The organism is Psychrilyobacter atlanticus DSM 19335, assembly GCF_000426625.1.
Classification (GTDB): domain Bacteria; phylum Fusobacteriota; class Fusobacteriia; order Fusobacteriales; family Fusobacteriaceae; genus Psychrilyobacter; species Psychrilyobacter atlanticus.
In genome coordinates, this window is the sequence record NZ_KE384547.1 from 1068152 (window position 1) to 1089619 (window position 21468).

17 protein-coding genes are annotated in these 21468 nt (G+C 33.1%); 16 read left to right on the forward strand and 1 reads right to left on the reverse strand.

Features of this window, described 5'->3' with window-relative positions:
• Positions 1-30 precede the first annotated feature (30 nt).
• The 14 genes from K337_RS0105490 to K337_RS0105555 all read left to right on the forward strand — a co-directional run bounded on the left by K337_RS0105490 (position 31) and on the right by K337_RS0105555 (position 16957).
• Positions 31-690, forward strand: a complete 660-nt coding sequence (locus K337_RS0105490) for a potassium channel family protein (protein ID WP_028855723.1) — start codon at positions 31-33, stop codon at positions 688-690.
• 14 nt (positions 691-704) lie between these two features.
• The gene (mnmG, locus tag K337_RS0105495) at positions 705-2594 is read left to right on the forward strand and encodes a tRNA uridine-5-carboxymethylaminomethyl(34) synthesis enzyme MnmG (protein ID WP_028855724.1); all 1890 of its coding nucleotides are present in this window, start codon (positions 705-707) and stop codon (positions 2592-2594) included.
• A gap of 1 nt (position 2595) precedes the next feature.
• Positions 2596-3300, forward strand: a complete 705-nt coding sequence (gene rsmG, locus K337_RS0105500) for a 16S rRNA (guanine(527)-N(7))-methyltransferase RsmG (protein ID WP_028855725.1) — start codon at positions 2596-2598, stop codon at positions 3298-3300.
• 150 nt (positions 3301-3450) lie between these two features.
• Positions 3451-7905, forward strand: a complete 4455-nt coding sequence (locus K337_RS0105505) for a translocation/assembly module TamB domain-containing protein (RefSeq protein WP_028855726.1) — start codon at positions 3451-3453, stop codon at positions 7903-7905.
• A complete protein-coding gene (locus tag K337_RS0105510) occupies positions 7902-9968 on the forward strand; it encodes a BamA/OMP85 family outer membrane protein (protein ID WP_028855727.1) in 2067 nt (688 codons plus the stop codon). Before K337_RS0105505 ends, K337_RS0105510 begins: the two co-directional genes overlap by 4 nt.
• 33 nt (positions 9969-10001) lie before the next feature.
• Positions 10002-10490 carry an OmpH/Skp family outer membrane protein gene (locus tag K337_RS0105515; protein ID WP_028855728.1) on the forward strand — a complete coding sequence of 163 codons (489 nt, stop codon included), beginning with the start codon at positions 10002-10004 and terminating at the stop codon, positions 10488-10490.
• An 18-nt stretch (positions 10491-10508) separates the two neighbouring features.
• Positions 10509-11498: a UDP-3-O-(3-hydroxymyristoyl)glucosamine N-acyltransferase gene (lpxD, locus tag K337_RS0105520; protein ID WP_028855729.1), complete on the forward strand. Its 990-nt coding sequence runs from the start codon at positions 10509-10511 to the stop codon at positions 11496-11498.
• A gap of 102 nt (positions 11499-11600) precedes the next feature.
• Complete coding sequence (locus K337_RS0105525) at positions 11601-12053, forward strand: MarR family winged helix-turn-helix transcriptional regulator (RefSeq protein WP_037029192.1); 453 nt, start codon at positions 11601-11603, stop codon at positions 12051-12053.
• Positions 12040-12321 carry a YhdT family protein gene (locus tag K337_RS0105530; RefSeq protein ID WP_028855731.1) on the forward strand — a complete coding sequence of 94 codons (282 nt, stop codon included), beginning with the start codon at positions 12040-12042 and terminating at the stop codon, positions 12319-12321. The genes K337_RS0105525 and K337_RS0105530 overlap by 14 nt, the downstream gene beginning before the upstream one ends.
• Positions 12309-13760 carry a sodium/pantothenate symporter gene (panF, locus tag K337_RS0105535; RefSeq protein WP_028855732.1) on the forward strand — a complete coding sequence of 484 codons (1452 nt, stop codon included), beginning with the start codon at positions 12309-12311 and terminating at the stop codon, positions 13758-13760. Before K337_RS0105530 ends, panF begins: the two co-directional genes overlap by 13 nt.
• A 27-nt stretch (positions 13761-13787) precedes the next feature.
• Positions 13788-14510, forward strand: a complete 723-nt coding sequence (locus tag K337_RS0105540; protein ID WP_028855733.1) for a methylenetetrahydrofolate reductase — start codon at positions 13788-13790, stop codon at positions 14508-14510.
• Between the two features lie 94 nt (positions 14511-14604).
• Positions 14605-15108, forward strand: coding sequence for a thiol peroxidase (gene tpx / locus K337_RS0105545; RefSeq protein ID WP_037029194.1), 504 nt, complete (start codon positions 14605-14607; stop codon positions 15106-15108).
• 120 nt (positions 15109-15228) lie between these two features.
• Positions 15229-15846: a prepilin-type N-terminal cleavage/methylation domain-containing protein gene (locus K337_RS0105550; protein WP_028855735.1), complete on the forward strand. Its 618-nt coding sequence runs from the start codon at positions 15229-15231 to the stop codon at positions 15844-15846.
• Between the two features lie 172 nt (positions 15847-16018).
• Positions 16019-16957: an NAD(P)H-dependent flavin oxidoreductase gene (locus K337_RS0105555; RefSeq protein WP_245584872.1), complete on the forward strand. Its 939-nt coding sequence runs from the start codon at positions 16019-16021 to the stop codon at positions 16955-16957.
• A gap of 30 nt (positions 16958-16987) precedes the next feature.
• Here the strand turns inward: K337_RS0105555 and K337_RS0105560 are convergent, their stop codons facing one another.
• Complete coding sequence (locus K337_RS0105560; protein WP_028855737.1) at positions 16988-18382, reverse strand: MATE family efflux transporter; 1395 nt, start codon at positions 18380-18382, stop codon at positions 16988-16990.
• Positions 18383-18591: 209 nt separating this feature from the next.
• Here K337_RS0105560 and K337_RS0105565 point away from each other — a divergent pair, with 209 nt between their 5' ends.
• Both K337_RS0105565 and iadA read left to right on the forward strand, forming a co-directional pair.
• A complete protein-coding gene (locus K337_RS0105565) occupies positions 18592-20067 on the forward strand; it encodes a YfcC family protein (protein WP_028855738.1) in 1476 nt (491 codons plus the stop codon).
• 133 nt (positions 20068-20200) lie between these two features.
• On the forward strand, positions 20201-21367 hold the full coding sequence (iadA, locus tag K337_RS0105570) for a beta-aspartyl-peptidase (protein ID WP_028855739.1): 1167 nt from the start codon (positions 20201-20203) through the stop codon (positions 21365-21367).
• The last annotated feature ends 101 nt before the right edge of the window (positions 21368-21468 follow it).

Consider the following 21468-nt stretch of genomic DNA (forward strand, 5'->3'; position numbering starts at 1 on the left):
ATTAAGAAAAAATCTAGGAGTTGAGATAAAATGAAGAACTATTTAGTTATAGGCCTAGGGAGGTTTGGATCGAGTATTGCACAGACACTTTATGAAGCTGATAGTGAGGTCCTGGCAATAGATACAAACGAAGAGCTGGTTCAAGAAGCTATAAACAATAATCTAGTGGATAATGCTCTGATACTTGATGCTACCGATGAAAATGCATTGAAGGAGATAGGTGCCGGTAATTTTGATATAGCCTTTATAGGAATAGGAAGTAATATTCAGGCAAGCATCATGACAACTTTAAACTTAAAGGAATTAGGTGTTAAAAAAATTATAGCAAAGGCAGTCAGTAAGAGTCATGGGAAAGTATTGAAAAAAATAGGTGCCGATGATGTAATATACCCAGAAGAATATATGGGACATAGGATAGCTATGCTGGCTATGGAGCCTAACATGATGGAACATATGAGATTTTCAAAAGATTTCTTATTGGTAGAGTTTAAAGCTCCCGCATCATTTTTGGGGAAAAATTTAATGGAATTAGCTGTAAGAGATTCATATAATATAAATATAATAGGAATAAAAAAAAGTGATGGAGAGCTGAATTCAAGCCCTAGAGCGACAAGTGTGATTGAAAAAGGTGATACACTCTTGGTTATCACGGACTCTAAAACAGCCAGAGAATTAGAAAATTTAAAGTAAAGAAGGAGAAAATAATGCATGAATTTGATGTAATAGTAGTAGGAGCAGGACATGCAGGTTGTGAAGCAGCCTTAGCATCTGCAAGAATGGGAATGAAAACAGCAATATTTAGTATAACTTTGGATAACATAGGAGTAATGTCATGTAATCCATCTATCGGAGGGCCTGCTAAATCTCACTTGGTAAAAGAGATAGATGCTCTTGGTGGAGAGATGGGAAGAAACATCGACAAAACTTTTGTACAAATAAGAGTTTTAAATACAAAGAAAGGACCAGCGGTAAGGTCTCTTCGTGCTCAAGCTGATAAACAGAGTTATCACATGGAGATGAAAAAAACTATAGAGAATACAGAAAATCTAGATTCTATCCAGGGTATGGTAACGGAAGTTGTAGTAGAGGATAATAAAGTTGTAGGTATAAAAACTCAAGAAGGAGTAACTTACTCAGCTAAGACGGTTATCATAGCGGCAGGAACGTTTATGAGAGGTCTTATCCATATTGGAGATAAAAAGTTTCAAGGTGGAAGGATGGGAGAACTGCCGTCAAATGATCTGCCTCTATCACTAAAAAAAGCCGGATTAGAGTTAGGAAGATTTAAGACAGGAACTCCTCCAAGAATTGATTTTAGAAGTATGAATTTCGACAGGTTAGAGGAACAACCAGGAAATTTTGAGCAGCTTCTAAAGTTTTCTAATAGAACTTTAAATAAAGATGTAGAAGGAAGGGAACAAATCCCTTGTTATGTAACATATACAAACCCAGATGTACATAATGTAATAACTCAAAATAAATCTAAGTCACCTCTATTCAATGGAACTATCGAGGGGACAGGACCGAGATATTGCCCGTCTATCGAAGATAAGGTATTTAGATATGCAGAGAAGGAAAAACATCATCTGTTTTTAGAAAAAGAGGGGTATGGAACTAATGAAGTATATATAAGTGGATTTTCAACTTCACTCCCTGCAGAAGTTCAAGAGAAGATGGTAAAAAATATCTATGGATTAGAAGAGGCAAAGATCATGAGATATGCCTATGCCATAGAATATGACTATGTGTTACCTGAAGAATTACAATACAGTTTAGAGACTAAAAAAGTAGAAAATCTGTTTTTAGCAGGACAAATTAACGGAACTTCTGGATATGAAGAAGCTGCCGGACAGGGTCTTTTGGCAGGGATGAATGCAGCTAGAAAATTACAGGGAAAGGAGCCTATCATATTAGATAGAGCCGACTCATACCTGGGAACTCTAGTAGACGACCTGGTAACTAAAGGAACCAATGAGCCATATAGAATGTTTACTGCTAGAAGTGAATACAGACTCCTACTTAGAGAGGACAATGCTGATCTTAGACTTTCTAAAATAGGTTATGAAGCAGGATTATTAGATGAAGCGACTTATAACTTAGTAGAAAAGAAGAAAAAAGATGTTTTAGAGATCGTTGAAAAATTATCTTTAAATTTAGGGTCGAGTAACAAAAGAATTGCAGAGGTATTGATCAAGAAAAACAGTGGGGATCTAAAATCAGGGACTACCCTGTTAGAACTATTGAAAAGACCAAGATTAGACTATAAAGATATTAAATATATCGCTGAAATTATAGATGGATTTGAGTTAGGAGAATATCCTGAGGATACTGAATACCAGGTAGAGGTTCAGGTTAAATATGACGGATATATAAAAAAATCATTAAAGATGATAGAAAAGCATAAAGCGCTGGAAGAAAGATTAATTCCCAAAGATTTCGACTATGATGTAGTTAGTGGAATAACTGGTGAAGCCAAGGAAAAATTAATAGAGAAAAAACCTTTAAATATAGGGCAGGCTTCTAGGATATCTGGTGTATCCCCGGCAGATATATCTGTATTACTTATGGTTTTAAAGATAAGAGGTGATAAATAAGATGAAAGAATTTTTTTATGAAGGACTAAAAAAAATAGGCTTAGAACTGGATGAAACTACTGTAGATATGTTATTAGAGTATGGAAACTTATTGTTAGAGACCAATAAACACACTAATTTAACAGCTATTAGAGATGAAAAAACTATGTATGAAAAACATTTTTTAGATTCTTTATTACTGCAAAATAAAATACCTTCTGGTGTTAAAAAAGCTATGGATATAGGAACAGGAGCAGGGTTTCCTGGGATGGTATTAGCTATTGCCAACCCTAATATAAACTTCACTTTGATGGACTCTGTAAGTAAAAAAACAAAATTTTTAGAGATGGTGGCAGAAAAATTAAATCTATCTAATGTAGAAGTAGTAAATATGAGAGCGGAAGATTATATAAAATTGGAAAACAAAAGAGAAACTTATGACCTTGGGTTATGCAGAGGAGTATCAAAGTTTAATGTAATATTGGAATATATGGTTCCCTTTCTAAAAGTTGGAGCTACATTTCTAGCACAAAAGATGGACTATCAAGAGGAGTTGGAATACTCTAAAAATGCATTTGAAATATTAAACAGTAAAATAGTAAAGGTGGATGAATTAAAATTACCATTTTGTGAAGATGCAAGATATATATTTGAAATAAAAAAAATGGAAGAGACTGATGAGAAATATCCAAGAAGAGCAGGGATACCACTTAAAAGACCACTGTAATCCTTTCTCCCTGACATTTAGAAATCACTTTTTTATCTATAAGCGGTTTCTAATAATCGTCACCTGGGAGAGAGTGCCTATAGTCGAGAGAGGGTAGTAAAGAATTTATGGTAAAAGAGCTTTTGAATTTTAAATAAAAAGGGGGAAGCTATGAAAAAACTTATCATGAAATACCGAAAAAGCTTCATTGCTTCCTCGGTATTGGTTTTAATGTTGATAACAGTCCCGTTGTACATTACCGTCAAAAACAATTTTGATAAAATTGTAGATATCTCTCTAAAGTATTTTTTAGCCGATATCTCCCATACGACCTCTGACCTTTCTACATTTGGCCTCATTGTGGTAGATGATGCAGTCCTAAAAGATGACAAAGGAATAACGGTACTCTATGCTCCTAAGCTTACCCTGCGATACTCCATAAAAGACCTCTTGAGGGGGAAAATTACAGAGATCAGTGCTGATAATCCATATCTATATATTGCAGTAGATAAAAATAGAGATATAAATATAGTGGATATTTTTGCTACTGGAAGTCCTGGAAAGGCAGGAGTAGGAGTACCTATAGATATAATTACAGTAACCAATGGTAGGTTGTTGTTTCAGGATAATTATTATGACAAACCTATAAATATGTTTGTGAATAATGTAGATGGATATGTCAGTTTTGATGATACCCATGGGATCGACTTGAGGTTTTACAATACTGCAGGGGATGAAATGGTTGATTATTCCTTCACTAACTATGAAAAAGAGTACTCTATGACCATCAAATTGAAAAATGGGGACATCGATCAAGATCTTATGCAATATGCCTATGTAGATGAATATACAAATTACTTAGGAGGAAAAGCAGATTTGGATCTGACCATAGACAGTGATGGACTATGGGGTGATGCTTACCTATCCAAAGCCAGTTTTAAAACCAGTGCATACGATGGAGTGGCAACGGATATCCATGGAGGAGTGGATTTTTTAGGTGAGAGGATAAAATTAAAATTAGATGGAAAGATGGGAGAGAAAGATGTTGAATTTTCCTTAGAATATCTTCCGGATAATGTAGAGATGAATATAACTGCCAGCGATTTGAATAAAGAAGACATTAAAAAAGTAACCTTATTCGATGATACCCTGAAGAAAAAATTGGATGACTTGGGAGATTTCAACGTTTCATATCTAAGGTTAAAATTTGATTTTGATAAGGATTTCAACTTAACTTTAGACAACTATCTGAGATTAAACACTCTGAACATTAAGGGTGCAGAGGTTAAAGATCTTAAAGGGAGTATAGTTTTATCTGGAGATCAGGTGAAATTAAAAGATTTGAGATTTTTTATGGATTATGATGGAAGTGAAGGATATACCTTACTCAATGGATCCTACGATAAAGATATTTTAGATCTGAATTTTAATATTTTAAATAGGAGGAGTCCTTTAAAATTAAAAGAGTTAAATGGCAATTTTAAATATGATCTAAATACTGAGAAAATTGATTATACCCTCTATTCAGATATATTGAAGATAGGTGGGAAGATAGATCTGGACAGACAAATATTTGGGATCTCTAGTATAGGAACTAAAGATGTAGAGATAGAATATAAAGGTGAATATTATTCCACCAAAAACAATGTTAAAGTAATCTATGATTATGCCAACAAAGACCTGCTCTTAGGAGAGGGAGAAGTAGAGATTAAGGAAAAAGATTCATTGAGATCTTTAGCGTTAAATTTTACTAACAACGGCAACAAGATCTACTTTAACAAGATGAATTTATTTTATAATGAACTGCAGTTATCTGCTAATGGTTATTTAGACATAGATGATCTCTCCTATAACTTTGATTATACAGGAAAAAATTTAAAGGTTGAAAATTTTATATCTGTTGATGGCTTGGAAACAGGAATAGATTTTGATGGCACTTTTATAGGGAAAAAAGAAAATTTTTCTTTGATCTCTAATGTTGAAAGCAAGAACGGAAAATACGCTGTCTCCTACAAGGATATCCGTGGAAGACTGAGAGTCGTTAATAATGGAAAACTTGGAGCAGACTTTGATGGATATTTAGGAGAAGTGTCCTACGACGACGTTGAATTTAAAGACTTTAAGGTAGGATTAAATTACAGTGATGATGTTTTTAAGGTCTCAGAACTCAGAAATAATCTTTTGACAATTATAGGTGACTATAATATAATTAATCAAACCTTAGATTTTGATTATAAAATAAGAGGGATAAAAGAAAACAAGATAAAATTACTAGAAAAGTATGGGTTCAAGATGGATCTAGAAAATGTCGATGGAAGTTTAAAGGGTGAAATAAAAGATTTTAAAATTAAACTTTATTCAACGAATGCCTGGGTTCAATATGAGGATTTACCAAAGGTATATTTAAAGGGAGGACTCCGGTTTTATGATCAAAAAATATATTTTGATGAATTTAAAGTCGGTGAAAATAATGTCGGTGGATACTACGATATTTCCTCTAAAAACTTTAGAGTAAAGGTGAATTTACTTGAAAATAATTTGGCAGAATATTATGGAGATGTAAACTTAAAATATCGTCTCACAGGAGAAGTTGTTCTGTGGGGAACGCCCGATAATATTAGTGGAGTTTTTAAAACTTTTGCAGATAATGTCTATCTCCGGGGAAGAAAGCTGCCAAATATAAAGATGGTCTCTACTTATAAAGGGGGGAACTTAGGGAAATTAGATAAAAGTGGTCACATGGATATTAACAGTGTTACTATTTCTTCTGAAAAAGGAGAGAAACTTTTAAATGGGGGAGGATGGATTGATCTAAGTGAAAACAAAATTTCTTTTAAAATTAAAGATGTTTTAGATCTTGAAAACTTAAAAGAATATTCAGAAACACAGGATATAAGTGGGGAATTAAATACTTATATAAATGTAAATGGCCCATTTAATGATTTAAAATATGATCTTAATATAAATAGTAAAGCTATTCTTATTGAGGGGAATAAACTTGAAAACTTTAAAGTGGATCTTCATGGAGATTTAAAAGAGTTAAAATTAAAAGAATTAAGTTTAAGTTATCATAATAACAAATTGACTTCTCAAGGAGAAATTAACTTTAAAGATTTTGATTATAGTTTAAATATCAAATCCAATAAAATAGATCTTTCTTTTCTAAACATATTTTCTTTTTCTGAATACATAAATAAAATTAAGGGAATCGCTACTATTGATGTAGAGATAAATTCTAAAAATAATTATGGGGAATTTAAAATTAAAGATCTTTCAGCTGAAATGCCAAAATATGGAATCTCCATAGATAAGGTTAATACTCAGGTGCTTCTAGATAAAAAACTTGTGAAGATTGATTATTTTAAAGGTAAGATAAATAATGGCGACATCAAAATGGAAGGTTATCTAAAAATCCCTGCTTTTGAGGGAATAGAAAATCAAGATAGTCAGGTATCAAAACTTGATTATAAACTTAATTTGGTTTTAGACAAGGTGGATTATTCCTACCAGGATAAGATCAACTTAGTGCTGAGTTCAGACGCAGTTTTTACTAAAAACAAGGTCACTGGTGATTTTATAATCAATAGTGGTGAAATTCTGGGAATTCCAGATGTTAAGGATACAGAGGTTTCTAATATAGCTTCTCAGATTAAAGAAAAGGAAGTTATCAGAAAATCCAAAGAATTGGGTAGTGATTTTGAGATAAAAACAGTTGAAGATGATGGACCGAGTATTGATATAGATATAAATTTAAAAACTGAAAGTCCAATTAAATTAAAGATTTCAAAGTTAACCTATACTTCTATTGTTGAAAATATATATGGAGATTTGAATATAGACGGGAATTTAAAGTTAAAAAATAAAGAGATAAGTTATAATGGAATGGTCAGTATTGACGATGGGTCCATTGTGTTAAATAACAATTTATTTTATTTAAGTACTGCTACAGCAAAATTCATAAAAACTGAAGCTGAAAGTGTGAGCTTCCATCCAATAGTGGTGTTAAATGCAAACTCTACCATTGCAAATGAGGATGTATATATAAATATAAGTGGTGAATATCCAAATTTACAGATCCAGATGAGTACAGGTTCAGGGTTAAATGAGGATGAAATCGGATCGTTATTGACTTTTCATAATGTAAGTGATGAAAAAAATACCAATGTAGTTGTGAAAGATGTACTGGATAGAGAGATAAGTGATAAACTTTTTTCACCTATATCTTCAGAAATTGCCAGTGTATTAAAAATAGAAAAATTTCAAATTTCATCTGATTTAGTAGCGTATGAATATGAAGGTGGAACTTATAAAGATACAGGGACTTTAGGCTTGGGAGCGTCGATAGATGCAGAAAACCCAATATATAAAGATAAATTATATTGGAAAGCTAAAGCTAGATGGGGAGCATCTAAATATTATGACAATGTCACTGAGTATGATTTTGCTTTAGATCATAGAATAACAAAAAACTTGTCGTGGGGTGGAGGAGTTGGTAAAATTCCAGAGGGTAGAGCAAGAACAGGAGATACCCTTATTAACTACCATATCGACTTAAGTTGGAGAAAAAAATATAAAAATTTGGAGCAGATAATACTTAACATATTTTTACTTGGAGGAGAAGAATGAGAAAACAATTAATAATTTTATTAACCTTTTTGATCTCATTGGTAAGTTTTTCCCTGGATTACGAAATATCTGGTATAGATATTAAAGGAAATCGGGAAGTCCCAATGGAAGTTATCAAAGGAAATTTAAAGTCCAAAGTAGGAGATAAATACTCTACGAACAACATGGTAATAGACTATCAAACTGTAAAAAACTTATCCTATATCGATGATATAACTATATATCCTAAATTAGAAAATAATAATATAAAACTTATTATTGAAATTAAAGAGGATAAAGATGCGGCTAATTTATTAAAGAAAGAAAATATATTACCTATGTCTGAGAGGGTGAAGGTGGATAAATCTTTAATTATAAGCTCAATAGATATATTTGGAAATTTACATATCTCTAGAGAAGAGATCTTAAAGCAGATACCGATTAAAGTAGGTTCATTTTTTTCTAAGACAAAGATTTTAGAGGGACAAAGAAATCTTATTAATACCGGTCATTTCAGAGATGTAAACCCAGAGGTATATAAATATGGTGAAGGGGTATCGGTACAATATAGCTTGGAAGAAAACCAGGTTATAACTGGTGTAAAAATCGAGGGGAATACAAAGTATTCAACAGAGGAATTGACTAAGTTAATTCAAACTGAACCTGGAAAGATCTATAATATAAACACATTGAGAGATGATAAAGACAGAATTCTTAAAAAATATCATGAAGATGGGTATACCCTTGCAAAAGTAATAAATATAGATATCAATAACAATATGGAATTAGTAATAACTCTTTCTGAGGGAATTATTCGTAATGTTGAGTATAAAAAGATGGTAACTAAGCAAAAAGGTGCCCGTAGACAATCCAATGATACTCTTTTAAAAACGGAAAATTTTATAATTGAGAGGGAATTAGAGGTAAAAGAAGGACAGGTATTTAATCAAAAAGATTACGATCAGTCAGTAAGAAACTTGATGAGAAGTGGTGCTTTTAAAAATATCCAGCCTGAATATAAAAGTATTCCTGGAGATCCAGACGGTGTAAAAGTTGTTATGCTTATAGATGAGGACAGAACAGCTATGCTTCAAGGTGCGATATCTTATGGTTCAGCAGTAGGATTAGTAGGAAGTATCAGTATAAAAGATACTAACTATAAGGGAAGAGGACAAGATTTTGGATTTACCTTTGAAAAATCTTCGGAAGATTACACAAGTGTAAGTCTATCTTTTAGAGATTCTTGGATAAAGGACACGGATTTTGTATCGTGGGGATGGAATTTGTATAGACAAGAGGATGAAGATAGTGAAACTTTTGATCATTATGCCAGTACTATTCATGGAGGTACAATTTCAATAGGTAAAGGTCTCAGTAGATACTTAAGATTTGAATTAGGACTTAAACTAGAGAGAGTCGAAGAAGAAAATGAAGATGGGAAAAAAACACAAACTTATAACTATGCCAGTGTGACACCATCAGTTATATATGACACGAGAAACAACTATCTTGATCCTACAACTGGTAACTATGCTAAATTCAGTGTAGAAATGGGTCAATACTTTGGAACTGAGGTAGGAAGTACATATGAAAATAATCCAGGAATCAATGGAGATGATGAAGCTTTTGCTAAGGCTACCTTAGAACTTAGAAAATATCATCAAGGGTTATTCAAAGGAAATACTATGGCCTATAGAATGGTTGCAGGAATGGGTACAGATTCATTGAAATATCAACAATTATATGCGTCTGGTGGAGCTAACTCTATGAGAGGATATAAATACGGTTGGTTGAGAGGACAGGATCAATTAGTTTTTAATATAGAGAATAGAACGCAGATAAATGAATTTTTAGGTCTAGTTTTCTTCTATGATATCGGTAGATCTTGGTATCACGGAGACAGTGAAGATAAATTTGTGAGTCGATCTGAAGGAAATGTTCCAGATGATATGAAACAATCAGCAGGTGTAGGACTTAGAATTAAAACACCGATTGGACCAATTAGACTTGATTTTGGATTCCCAGTAGGAGATTCTGAAGAAAATGGAATGCAATTCTTCTTTAACATGGGACAAATGTTTTAAATAAAAATATTAAAATAAATAGGAGTGAGTGTAATGAAAAAAATGTTAACGTTGGCAATGGCAATAGGTATGTCGGTATCAATCTTTGCAGCTAAGATAGCTACTGTAAATACACAAAAAGTATTTCAAGGTTATTCAAAGACACAAGTTGCTAAAACAAAGTTAGAAACTGAAAAAACAAAATTAGAGGGACAACTAGCAGTTAAAGCTAAAAACTTAGAAAAAATAGCTAAAGAATTAAATGCTAAAGGTGATAAGGTAACAGTTGCGGAAAAAGATAAATTCCAAAAACAACAAATGGAATTTGGAAAAGAACGTCAAGCGTTACAACAAAAATTAGGAAGATTAGAATATGAAGAGATGGGATCAATACAAACTGAGATAAAATCAGCAGTTCAACAAGTAGCAAGAAAAAATAAATACGAGATGGTTATTGAAGAAGGTGCTGTATTATACGGTGGAAAAGATATAACTGCAGATGTATTAAAAGTCTTAGAAAGTTCAAAAAAAATAAAATTATAATGATATTAGGAGGAGTTTATGTATAATTTAGAAAAATTATCGACTCTTCTTGGTGGAGAAATTAAGGGGGATAAAGTTCAGAAAATAACTGGACTTGCTCCCTTTTTTCAAGCCAAGAAGGGTGAGGTGACATTTGCAGCAGAGGATAAATTTTTAACGAAATTAGGTGAGACTGATGCAACGGTATTGGTAGTTCCTAAGTTAGAGGAATATCTGCCTAATAAAACATATATAGTCGTTGAAAAAAACCCTAGAGAATTGATGCCTATATTGTTAAAGTTTTTTAAAAAAGAAGTGATGTTCCCTATAAAAGCAATAGAGGATAGTGCACTAATAGGAGAGAGGGTAAGAGTAGCGCCTAATGTCTATATAGGTCATGGAGCAAAGATCGGTAACGACGTGACTATACACCCAAATGCTTATATAGGTCAGGATGTAGTGATAGGAGAAGGATCTGTCATCTATCCCAATGCAGTGGTTAGAGAATTCTGTATCTTAGGAAAAAATTGTATCTTACAGCCGGGTGCTGTGATAGGATCTGATGGATTTGGATATACTAAGGTAGATGGAAATAATATAAAGATAGAACAGATAGGAAGGGTAATTTTAGAAAATGATGTAGAAATTGGTGCTAATACTACCATAGACAGGGGAGCTATTGGAGACACTGTTATAAAAAAATACACTAAAATTGATAACCTGGTGCAGTTAGGACACAATGGAATCATTGGAGAAAACTGTTTTATCATCTCCCAAGTGGGGATAGCAGGAAGTACAGAGGTTGGAGATAACTGTACCTTGGCAGGGCAGGTAGGAGTAGCTGGACACATTAAAATAGGTGATAATGTGGTTTTAGGAGCTCAATCAGGTGTATCGGGTAATATAGCTTCTAATCAAGTTCTTTCTGGAAATCCACCGGTGAGTGTAAAAGAGCATCTAAAAATAAAAGCCAGTTTAAAAAAATTACCAGAATTGGTGAAAAAAGTAAAAAAATTGGAAAAAAAGTAAAAAAATCAAAATAATGAAAAAACATTCATGAAAGGCACCCGTATGGGTGCCTTTTTGTCTGAAAACATTGCGTTTTATACTAATTAGTAGTATAATTTTCCTATGAAAAATTATGATGAGAAAGAGATGAGAAATTTGAAGTTATTGGTAACTTTATCCAGGTGTAACTCCTCTGTAAATAGTAGGATATATCCAAAAATTAAGGAGGAAGGTTTAACAGAAACACAATTTTCAGTATTAAATTTACTTTATCACAAGGGAAAATTTAATATTAAAGAGATCATTGAAAAGACATTTTCAAGTGGTGGAACAATGACAGTAGTGGTAAATAATCTATTAAAGGAGGGTTATATAAAAAAGGAAAGGTCTGAGGTAGATAAAAGACAGGTACTAATTAGTATTACTTCTAAAGGCTTAAATCTATTGGATTATATCTTAGGGACTCATGTTGAAAATTTAAAAAATACCTTTGATGTACTGACAGACACAGAAAAATTGATTTTAACTGAATTATTAAAAAAATTAGGAAAGGGTAAAGTGAATGAAGAAAATTAATAAACAACTAAAGAAAGAAGCGATAATAACAGTGGTTCTATACCTCATATATTTTGTGTGGTGGTATAGTTTTGCATATGGATTAGGAGATGTAGATCCAAAAGATTATAAATATATCTTAGGTCTACCAGAATGGTTTTTTTATTCTTGTGTCTTAGGATTTTTGATGATAACGACTTTATTATGGGTTTCTATCAAGTTATTCTTTAAAGAAGTAGATTTAAAAATATATGAAAAAAATGCAGGGAGAGAAGAATGGAAAAAATAAAATTAATATTACCTCTATTGGTATATTTAGGGATAACTTTATATATAGCATATTATAACAGTCCAAGAAGAAAAAAAAGTAAAAATTTTACCAACGAATATTTTATTGGAAACAGAAGTATGGGAGGATTCGTCCTGGCCATGACTGTTATTGCTACCTATACTGGAGCCAGTTCATTTTTAGGAGGACCAGGAGTAGCCTATAAATTAGGTTTAGGGTGGGTGCTGTTAGCTTCTATTCAGATACCCACAGCTTTTTTAACTTTGGGAATATTAGGAAAAAAATTAGCTATTATCTCTAGAAAAATTGACGGTATAACAATAAATGATTTCCTCCGAGCTAGATACCAAAATAAGTGGGTAGTAATAATGTCTTCTACGGCTATCCTATTATTTTTTATGGCCTATATGGTCGTTCAGGTTATTGGAGGAGCCAGGTTATTTGAAGTCCTGACAGGACTAGACTACACTGTAGGTTTAGTTATTTTTGGATTTGCAATAATATTTTACACTGTGTTTGGCGGATTTAAAACTGTAGCCATAACTGATGCTATCCAAGGGGTTATAATGCTGATAACCAGTATAATTCTATTTTGGGTTTTAAAAGAAGCCGGCGGTGGGATGAGAAACATCATGAAAACTATCTATGAGATAGATCCAAATCTGTTGACTCCAAGTAGTGGAGGAGCTATAACCAAACCCTTTATCATGTCGTTTTGGGTATTAGTAGGAGTAGGTCTTTTGGGACTCCCTCAGACGACCATAAGATGTATGGGGTTTAAAGACAGCAGATCCCTCCATAGAGCTATGGTTATAGGAACCTTTGTAGTTGGATTTTTAATGATAATGATGCATCTGATTGGAGTTATGGGGATAGCGATTATACCTAACGAACAATTGGGAGATAAGGTAATTCCAATCTTAGCTATTAGAAATTTATCTCCAGTATTATTAGGAGTCTTCATAGGAGGACCATTAGCTGCAATTATGTCTACTGTAGATTCTCTTTTGATTCAGACAAGTTCAACCATAGTAAAAGACATCTATATAAATTATATAGCTGTGGATATAGATGAGAAGAAATTGAGCAGAATATCTCTGTGGACAACTTTAATTATGGGTGTTATGGTATTTGCACTGGCTTTTCACCCTCCGGAATTTATAGTTTGGCTGAATTTATTTGCCTTAGGAGGATTAGAAGCAGTATTTATGTGGCCTATACTGTTGGGGTTATATTGGAAAAAAGCGAACTCTACTGGGGCTCTCCTCAGTATGGGGATAAGCCTTTTGGTATATGTCACCATGACTCTTTTAAAAATAAAGTTCTTTGGGATGCATCAAATAGTGCCTACAATAGTAGTAGGTGGGATAGTGTTTGTAATAGGATCGTATCTAAAAAAACCTAGTTCAGAGGAGCATTTAGCAATATTTTTTGAGTAAAAAAAGATTTAAATTTAGGAGGCAAAAATGGAGATAAAATTAAAAAAAATAGATATAGATATAAAAAAAGGCGATCTAGAAAAATTTAATGAGATAGAGTTTGCTAGATTAGTAGAGGGCTCATTTAATGAATGGACTCGTTTGGATGAAAAAAAAGATAAGATCAATTGGTCTGGGGAATTCACAATAGAGAGTGAAGATGGAGATTTTGACTATAGGGTGGATACTGAAAAAAAATATATAACTAGTTTGGACCTCGATGGATTTTTAGATGGAGAAAAAATAGATATAGATGAAGATATGGAACTTCTGCTTAGTACAAATCATTCCTATGTCTATGAACTTTTGATTTTTCACGAGATTTCAAAATTAAAGGTAGTTTCAGATGTCAAGTTAAAGGCTATGGAGCTTTCTCTTTTTCCTAGATGGGCAAGCGGGTATTTGGCTGATAATTTAAGTGGCAACAAAATTGTTCAGGAATTTATGGAAATATTTGAACCTCTTATGAATGAGTTTGAGATAGTAAAAAAAATGGATATAAATTTAGATAATATCCAAGTTGAATGTGAAGATAAAAAAATAAGAGAAATATTTAAAGACACTGTAAAAAAATATATAAAAGAAGAAGTATTTTTTATAATGCACGACAGTGAATATAGAAATCTTTTACCTAAATTAGAGATAAATAGATTGATCTCGGCAGGACATAAATTTAATCCTGACTTGGAAGAGGTTGAAATTTATAGTTAATTATAATAGATACAAAAATAAAATTGATGCAAAGTATTGACTTTTACCTAAAACTGTCGTAAAGTTTAGTATATCAATATGGAGGTGTTTTAGATTGAGTAACAATATTACATTTGGAGGAAATCCATTAACATTAATAGGTAATGAGATCAAAGTAGGGATAAAGGCACCAAATTTTACAGCTTTAAAGACAGATTTATCACCATTTAGTTTGGAAGAATTAAAAGGAAAAGTAGTTGTAATTTCAGTTATGCCGTCAGTAGATACACCAGTATGTGAATTACAGACAATTAGATTTAATACAGAAGCTTATGAGCATGGAAATATTAATGTGATTACTATTTCGGCAGATTTACCATTTGCTTTAGGTAAATTTTGTGCAAATAAAGGAGTAGATACAGCAATGACCCTTTCAGACCATAAAGATTTAGATTTTGGAATGAAATATGGATTTGTTTTGGAGGAATTAAGACTTTTATCTAGAGGTATTATCGTTATAGACAAGGATGGAATTGTAAAGCATGTAGAATATGTACAAGAAATTACAAGTCATCCTGATTATGACAAAGCAATAGACATAGCTAAAGAATTAGTATAAAAACACTAGAAATAAATTTAAAATGGAGATTTTCTCCATTTTTTTTTGGATTAAAGGAAAAAAATGATAAGATGGTAAGTATAAAGTAGTGCTTTGACTACTAAGCAAGGGGGAGGGAATATGAAAAAAAGAGGATTTACGATAATAGAATTACTGATAGTGATTGCTCTTATTGGGGTCTTAGTGGGCATTGGAGGAGTTTCTATAAAAAGACAAGCTGAATCCAGGGCTATGTTAAAAGTAAAGAATGAAATTGGAGATTTTTTCAGGGTAGCGGCTAAGAGGTCTCAGGAAACTGGAAAAAGATATGCTGTTGACTTTGACTTAGCTGGGAAAAAGATAGAAATTTATAGAGAAGAAGATGAAAATGGGAAATGGAAAAGTGGTGGAACAAGACGTACTGTAGAAGAATTAGAATTGCCCAATGTGTTTGAATATGAAAAAATATCTGAAACATTGAGGGAACAAAATTTCAGCAGAAATATAACATCTACCGGAAATTTAAGTATGGGTTTAACACTGTATGTTTTTAAATCCAATTCTCAATCGGGAATTCAAGGAGAGGAAATAGCAAAATATGCAATAACTTTTAAAACGACCGATAAGCATGTAAAGTTTTTACATGTTAAAGAACTATTACCTAAAAGTGAGATAAAAGAAAGCGAAATACAGCCGAATACAAGTGGTTCAAAGGATGCAGGGAAAACTACATATTGGGAAATCATCAAAGAACAGTAAAAATTAAAATAACACTATGAATAGAAAAAACGATCAGTACGTATAAAAAAAATACACTTAAACCCCTTGGTATATATAGAATTTTTATCTTTTTAAATGTATTTTTAGAAAACGTTGCAATATATAATAACAAGTGTTATTATATGATAAGCAATTTTTAGGAGGATTTATTATGAAAATAGGAAATTTAGAAATAGAAGTACCAATTATTCAGGGTGGAATGGCAATTAGAGCATCAATGTCGAGATTAGCAGGAGCTGTGGCAAGAGAAGGCGGAATAGGACTAGTTGCTGGTTCGGCTATTGGAATAGAAGAGTTAAAAAGTGAAATTATAAAAGCAAAAGAATATATGGGTGAGAAAGCAGGAGCCATCGGAGTAAATGTAATGGTTGCTGTAAGTAATTTTGAAGAAGCAGTAAATGCATCTATCGATGCAGGAGCAGAATTAATTGTCTGTGGTGCTGGATTCTCTAAAGGTGTATTTAAAATTGGAAAAGAAAGAAATATACCTATATTTCCAATCGTGTCATCTGTAAAGGGAGCTAAACTATCGGAAAGATTAGGAGCTACTGCCATTGTTGTAGAAGGTGGAAATGCAGGGGGACATCTGGGAACTGATCTTGATTCTTGGGATATTGTAAAGGAAATAGTAGAAGCAGTAAACATACCTGTCTTTGGAGCCGGTGGAGTAATAGAGCCTGAAGATGCTAAAAGAATGTTGGATCTAGGGGCTGTAGGAGTACAGATGGGTACAAGATTTATAGCTACCACAGAGTGTGAAGTTGGGGATGAATTTAAAGAGATGTATGTAAATACAAAAAAAGGTGAAGTAGTTGAGATTGCTTCGTGTGCCGGACTACCTGCCAATGCTATAGTGAGTCCTTTTGTGGACAGATTAAAGGCTGGAACACAGGAAAGACCTGAAAAATGTGTTCAATGTTTAAAAAAATGTGATCATACATTCTGTGTAAGTGAAAAATTAGTTGAAGGTCATGAGGGCGATTTAGAAAACGGAGTTTTCTTTGCCGGTAAAGATGTGTGGAAGATAAAAGATATAATCTCTGTTAAAGAGGTATTTGAGAGATTTAGACCAGTATTTGAAGGTAGATAAAATAACTATTAAAAAAACAGATCCTATGAACTAGACGTTCATAGGATCTGTTTTTTGTGTATCTATCATTTGATTTTTTTCAGTAAAAAAATTCCAATTTTTAGTTGTTCTAATAAACCAACCTACCATAAATGTTCCTTTAAATAAAGTGGTAATAGTTATAGCCCACCAAACACCATTTAATCCTAATAGACCATTCTGGGAAAGAAATAATGCCAAGGGTATTCTCACAATATTAAAAAAAGTAGTGATATAAAATGGAGGCTTGGTTTTCCCTAGACCATTGAATGCTCCAGCAGTCAAGATTTCAATACACATAAAGAGCTGGGAATAAGATAGAATCTTTAAGTATTCTATTCCATTTTTTACACTCTCCTCCTCCTGGATAAATATATTAAATATCCTTTCAGCACCTAGATAGAAAAGAAAACTTGTTAAAAGTCCTACCACACTCATAATAATCATAGATATTTTATATCCCTTTAATATTCTTTTAGGCTGATTTGCACCATAGTTCTGTCCGATAAAGGCAGATAAAGCTACCTGGAAGCCTATGGCAGTCATCCAAGAGAGAGACTCTACCTGGGAACCTACTTTTTGAACTGCTATTGCCATAGGGCCCCAAAAGGCGATGATCCTGGCTATTATCATGGAAAGGCCGGTAAATAGACCACTTTGTAATCCTACAGGGATACCTAAAGTAGCTATCTCCTTGATAATTTTAATTTTTGGCAGCTCCGATAATCCTTTTAATGAAACCTGAGTTTTAAATTTTTTAATATAGATAAAAAATGATAATGTCACTGATCCTTGAGCTATAATAGTGGCAATTGCAGCTCCACTTACTCCCATAGCAGGAAATCCTATCATTCCAAAGATAAGGATGGGATCCAAAATCATATTGATTACTAAACCTATGGCATTCATATAAAAAGGTGTTTTTGTGTCTCCATAACCTGTAAAAATTGCTGTGAGAACAGGGTTGGTAAAGTTAAATATCATTCCAAAACCTATAATGACTAAGTATTTTTTAGCCATATCGATAACTGCCAGATCCCCTAGTCTAAAAAATGCAATTAGGGAATCTTTAAATAATATCATAACAAGTCCATAAATAATGGCTAAAATTATATTTAATTGGATAGCATTTACAGTATAATTTTGGGCTAATTTTAATTTTTTACCACCAATAGATTGGGCTATCTTAACTTGAGCCCCTACCTGGGATATACTGATAAACGCAAAACTAAGCCAGAGGAAAAATCCTGCACTTCCTATAGCGGCTACAGCCCCACTTCCCATCTTTCCTATCCATATCATATCTATTAAGTTATAGGCCATCTGTAAAAAAGATGTTCCCATAACCGGGAGTGCCATCTTTAAGAGGGAACGTGTAATACTTCCCTCTGTCATATTTATCTTCATATTTTTCTCCTTCTAGATTTTCTTTTTATTTTAATTATACATTGTACAGTATTTGATCTTAATTTGCTATTTTTTCTTTTAATTAGTAAAGATATTGTTTTCTAAGGAAAAACAAAGAAAAGTATTGACTTTACATTGCACATATTCTATACTTATTGTAGGGTTATTTAACGTTTGTGATAAAAAAAACAATATTTGGAGGGAAAGAGATGGCGAAAAAGAAATTTCAAATGCCAACAGCTTATACTATATTATTTAGTATAATAATTGTAGTGGCAGTATTTACATGGATAGTTCCAGCAGGAGAATATGATTATGTGGAGGGGACGAAACAACCAATTCCTGGGACATATAAGGTAGTGGATTCAAATCCTCAAGCACTTTGGGAAGTAATAAATGCTCCTATCAAAGGTTTCTATGAAGCTAAGGATATTGCATTGTTTGTATTAGTAATCGGTGGATTCTTAGGTATAGTAATGAAAACAGGTGCTATCGATGCAGGGATTGGACAGGTTATAAAAAAATTAAAGGGAAGGGAAAAGGTAATGATACCTATCCTTATGACAATATTTGCAGCAGGCGGGACATCATTTGGGATGGCAGAGGAAACAATAGCTTTCTATCCCCTGTTGATTCCTGTATTTATCGGGGCAGGGTATGATGCCTTGACAGCAGTAGGGGTAGTAATGCTAGGGGCAGGAACAGGTGTTCTATGCTCTACGGTAAATCCATTTGCTACAGGAATCGCTTCTGGATTCGCTGAGATCTCTATCGGAGATGGATTGGGATTAAGATTATTAATGATGGTAGTTTTACTTGGATTCGCTATATTTTATGTTATGAGATATGCTGAAAAAGTAAAGAAAGATCCTACAAAATCATTGGTATACGATATGAAAAAAGAAAATGAACATCATTTCCTAGGAGGAGAAGAGCAGGAAACTCCAGAATTGACAGGTAAAAGAAAGTTGATCCTTTGGATATTTGGTGGAACTTTTATAGTCATGATCTTAGGAGTGATCCCATGGGCTTATAAGTTTAACATTACAATATTTGAAGATATTAACAACTTCTTCCAAGGATTGCCATTGGTAGGCGACTTATTAGGGCACACAGTTGCACTTGGTGACTGGTGGTTTGGAGAGATGACTGTATTATTTATGGTTTCATCTGTATTGATTGGAAAAATCTACGGGATGGAAGAGAAAGAGATTGTATCAGTATTTGTAAATGGTGCCAGAGATCTATTAGGAGTAGCACTTATTGTAGGAATTTCTAGAGGAATTACTATAGTAATGAATGCTGGTGGAATGACTAATACTGTTTTATATTGGGGAGAACAGGCGTTAACAGGTGTAGGATCTACAGCATTTGCGATCATCTCATACTTATTCTATCTGCCTATGTCATTCTTAATACCTTCAACTTCGGGACTAGCTACACTATCTATGCCTATCATGGCTCCATTAGGAGAATTTTCAGGTCTAGCAAAGAATGTAGTAGTTACTGGATATCAATCTGCATCAGGAGTATTAAACTTACTTACTCCTACATCTGCAGTAGTAATGGGTGGATTAGCAATAGGAAGAGTATCATATACAAAGTGGTTAAAATTTGTAATGCCTCTATTTATTGCATTTATAGTGATGACTATGGCACTACTAGCTTTAGGTTCAATGATGTAAATAAAAAAAGCGATTAAGTCTTAGGATTTATTCGCTTTTTTAATAGATAAGAAGAAAAGTCAAGGTTAGAAGTTTTAATTATAAATGCTGGTGATTGATTAAACATTTCGTTAAGTAGAATAAGGGGGATAAGATGATAAAATTATTAAAAAATGCAGAGGTGTATAGTCCAGAATATATTGGTAAAAAAGATATCTTGATTGCAGGCAGCAAGATAGCAAAGATAGAAGATTCTATTGATATAGATGAAAAATTAGCGACTATCATAGATCTAAAAGGAAAAAAAATAGTGCCAGGATTCATTGATTCCCATGTTCATATCTGTGGAGGAGGAGGAGAGGGAAGTTTTAGATCTAGAACCCCTGAAATTCAGTTAACAGATATGACTACTGCTGGTGTTACTACGGTAATAGGTGTGTTGGGAACAGATGGAACTACAAGAACTATGACAAATTTAATAGCTAAGGCTAAGGGACTCAAAGAAGAGGGGGTATCTGCGTTTGTGCTTACAGGATCTTATGAAATACCTGTGAGAACTCTTACAGGGAAGGTTACAGATGATATTATTCTAATAGAGGAAGTAATCGGCTGTGGAGAGTTAGCAGTAGCAGACCACAGATCTTCTCACCCTACATCGGATGAATTATTGAGAGTGGCATCTGATACAAGATTAGGAGGGATTCTGTCTGGAAAAGCTGGAATTATAGGAGTACACATGGGTGACAGTCATGAAGTGACAGATCTACTTTTAGAGGCAATTGACAAAGGAGCACTGCCAATTAAACAATTTGTACCTACCCATATGAATAGAAACCCATACCTATTTGAGGCAGCATTGAAATATGGTAAAAGAGGCGGGAATTTAGATTTTACTACTTCTACAACTCCTGAATTTTTAGCCGATGGAGAGGTGAAATGTGGTAAAGCCACGAAACTATGTATAGAGGCAGGGATTGACATCTCACAAATTACCTATACATCTGATGGGCAGGGAAGTCTGCCTGAATATGATGCAGAGGGAAATTTTAAAGGCGTTAAATTAGGGAAATGTGAAACTCTTTATGAGGCTGTAAAGGAAGGGATGAAAGAAGAAAATTTAAAGTTAGAAGATATAATAAAGGTTATTACTTCTAATCCTGCAACGACGTTTAAATTAAAAGGAAAAGGATTTATAGAGGAAGGCTTTGATGCAGACCTGGTTATCTTAGATGAAAACTTAGATATAGATGGTGTATTAGCTTTGGGGACTGTAATGGTAGAAGATAAGGTTGCTATAGTTAAGGGAACTTTCGAAAAATAAAAAAGTAACGTGACCTTGCATCCAGATAGGAATAATCTAAGGTTTTATAATTTCTTATTTATTCCATAAATTTTATCTCAAAGTTCTATGTTTATATAATA

Excerpts from the sequence above, each read along its gene's own strand:
- K337_RS0105530 (WP_028855731.1), top strand. The coding sequence starts at position 12,040 with ATGAAGAAAATTAATAAACAACTAAAGAAAGAAGCGATAATAACAGTG.
- K337_RS0105515 (WP_028855728.1), top strand. The coding sequence starts at position 10,002 with ATGAAAAAAATGTTAACGTTGGCAATGGCAATAGGTATGTCGGTATCA.
- K337_RS0105550 (WP_028855735.1), top strand. The coding sequence starts at position 15,229 with ATGAAAAAAAGAGGATTTACGATAATAGAATTACTGATAGTGATTGCT.
- K337_RS0105510 (WP_028855727.1), top strand. The coding sequence starts at position 7,902 with ATGAGAAAACAATTAATAATTTTATTAACCTTTTTGATCTCATTGGTA.
- rsmG (WP_028855725.1), top strand. The coding sequence starts at position 2,596 with ATGAAAGAATTTTTTTATGAAGGACTAAAAAAAATAGGCTTAGAACTG.
- K337_RS0105540 (WP_028855733.1), top strand. The coding sequence starts at position 13,788 with ATGGAGATAAAATTAAAAAAAATAGATATAGATATAAAAAAAGGCGAT.
- K337_RS0105560 (WP_028855737.1), bottom strand. The coding sequence starts at position 18,382 with ATGAAGATAAATATGACAGAGGGAAGTATTACACGTTCCCTCTTAAAG.
- K337_RS0105525 (WP_037029192.1), top strand. The coding sequence starts at position 11,601 with ATGAAAAATTATGATGAGAAAGAGATGAGAAATTTGAAGTTATTGGTA.
- K337_RS0105505 (WP_028855726.1), top strand. The coding sequence starts at position 3,451 with ATGAAAAAACTTATCATGAAATACCGAAAAAGCTTCATTGCTTCCTCG.
- K337_RS0105490 (WP_028855723.1), top strand. The coding sequence starts at position 31 with ATGAAGAACTATTTAGTTATAGGCCTAGGGAGGTTTGGATCGAGTATT.
- lpxD (WP_028855729.1), top strand. The coding sequence starts at position 10,509 with ATGTATAATTTAGAAAAATTATCGACTCTTCTTGGTGGAGAAATTAAG.
- K337_RS0105565 (WP_028855738.1), top strand. The coding sequence starts at position 18,592 with ATGGCGAAAAAGAAATTTCAAATGCCAACAGCTTATACTATATTATTT.
- iadA (WP_028855739.1), top strand. The coding sequence starts at position 20,201 with ATGATAAAATTATTAAAAAATGCAGAGGTGTATAGTCCAGAATATATT.
- K337_RS0105555 (WP_245584872.1), top strand. The coding sequence starts at position 16,019 with ATGAAAATAGGAAATTTAGAAATAGAAGTACCAATTATTCAGGGTGGA.
- mnmG (WP_028855724.1), top strand. The coding sequence starts at position 705 with ATGCATGAATTTGATGTAATAGTAGTAGGAGCAGGACATGCAGGTTGT.
- panF (WP_028855732.1), top strand. The coding sequence starts at position 12,309 with ATGGAAAAAATAAAATTAATATTACCTCTATTGGTATATTTAGGGATA.